The organism is Kitasatospora sp. NPDC059571, assembly GCF_042735675.1.
In the GTDB taxonomy this organism is placed as follows: domain Bacteria; phylum Actinomycetota; class Actinomycetes; order Streptomycetales; family Streptomycetaceae; genus Kitasatospora.
This window is the reverse complement of record NZ_JBHWBW010000134.1, coordinates 1-1,495: the sequence shown is the minus strand read 5'-3', so window position 1 is coordinate 1,495 and position 1,495 is coordinate 1. Positions and strand designations below refer to the sequence as shown.

The 1,495-nt window shown below is 69.6% G+C and carries 1 protein-coding gene; it reads right to left on the bottom strand.

Features of this window, described 5'->3' with window-relative positions:
• A partial coding sequence (locus ACFV0G_RS17350; RefSeq protein ID WP_380547684.1) for a Gfo/Idh/MocA family protein occupies window positions 1-1,014 on the bottom strand: 1,014 nt, incomplete at its 3' end.
• Window positions 1,015-1,495: the final 481 nt, after the last annotated feature.

The following is a 1,495-nucleotide window of genomic DNA, read 5'->3' as shown; positions in this document are numbered from 1 at the left end:
GGGTACGGCGGTGCACCGGCCGCGCAGCGCGGCCCCGGCGGGGTGGTCGGTGGGCCCGCCCCCGCGCCGGCCGCCCCCCCCGGCCCGGGCGCAGTCGGTGAAGTGCTGCAGCTCGTCGCGGAGCGCGCCGTGCCGCGCACCGGAGTGGTACGGCCAGAAGAAGAGGTCGGGCACCCGGACGCCCTGTTCGTCCCAGACGTGGAGGTCCGGTTCGTTGCGCGAGGTGAAGGTGGCGCCCTCGCTCTGGATGCTGCACTCGAAGGTGAAGCCGTACGGGCAACTCGGGGACAGATGCCAGGAGTTGCCGATGACGGCGCGCAGGCCGCCGTCCCAGTGCAGGACCAGGTCGACGACGTCCGGGTACGCGCGGCCGTACCACGACGTCGCGAAGGCGGTGACGCGGTCGGGGCGGGAGCCCGCGTACCAGATCGCGAGATCGATGTCGTGGATCATCGCGGTGTCCAGCGGGTGGACGCGTCCGTACACCTCCAGGGCCGACGGCTGGAACAGCCGTCGCAGCGTCATGTGCCGCAGTTCCCGGCCTTCCAGCTGCGCGCGCAGCACCGCCTGCCGGGGATCGAAGCGCAGGATGTGGCCGACGTAGAGGTTGCGGCCCCGTGCGGCCGCCAGGTCCACCAGTTCGCGGACCTCTCGGGGATCGAGGGCGAGCGGCTTCTCGACGATGACGTCGACGCCCGCCTCCAGGCCGCGCCGGACGCACTCGGCGTGACTCCCCTCGGGGACCACGACGTCGAGCACGTCGATCCCGGACGCGAGCAGGTCGTCCAGGGAGGTGAAGACCGTCGTGCCGGGGTCCAGCACCGGCTCGGGCTCGTCGCCGGCGTGGACGTGGAAGCCGTCCTGGGGGCTCGGAGCGCCCAGGCCCGCGGCGCGGGACGGGTCCGCGTCGTACACGCCGGTGACCACGGCGTTCGGGATCCCGGACCATGCCTGCAGGTGCAGACCGCCGAACCAGCCCAGGCCGACCAGTCCTATGCGGAGGTCGTCGCCCATCGAACCACCCTTCGTGAAGATTGAGCTCCCGCCCTTCGGGGCTGACCCGAAGAGCCTGGACGATCGAATAATGACCAGCCGCAGTCACGATAGTCAATATTGATAGTCATGCTATCCGCTATGCCCCATTTGCACCCCCGCCGGACGGCGGGGGCCCGGTCGTCCGTCGGGTGGATCCGGGTGCATAATCGGACGATTCGGACGGATCGCGCGATGACTAGGGATCTTGACAGGCTAGGTCGCGACTGTCACTATCGGTTCATCAAATTCGGTCCCGGTGGGTTCCGATAAATGATTCGACCGGGGGAATTAATGTCTCGGAAGTTCTTTGCCGCCGCCCTTCTGGCTCTTGCGGCTTTCCTGGTGCCCGCGCCGTTCGCCTCAGCGGCGACGGGGGCGACGGTCCAGGCCGGGCCTGGACCGACCGGTGACGTCCCGCTCTGTTGCTGAGCGGGCGGGCCTTGTCGGCGTGCATGTGAAG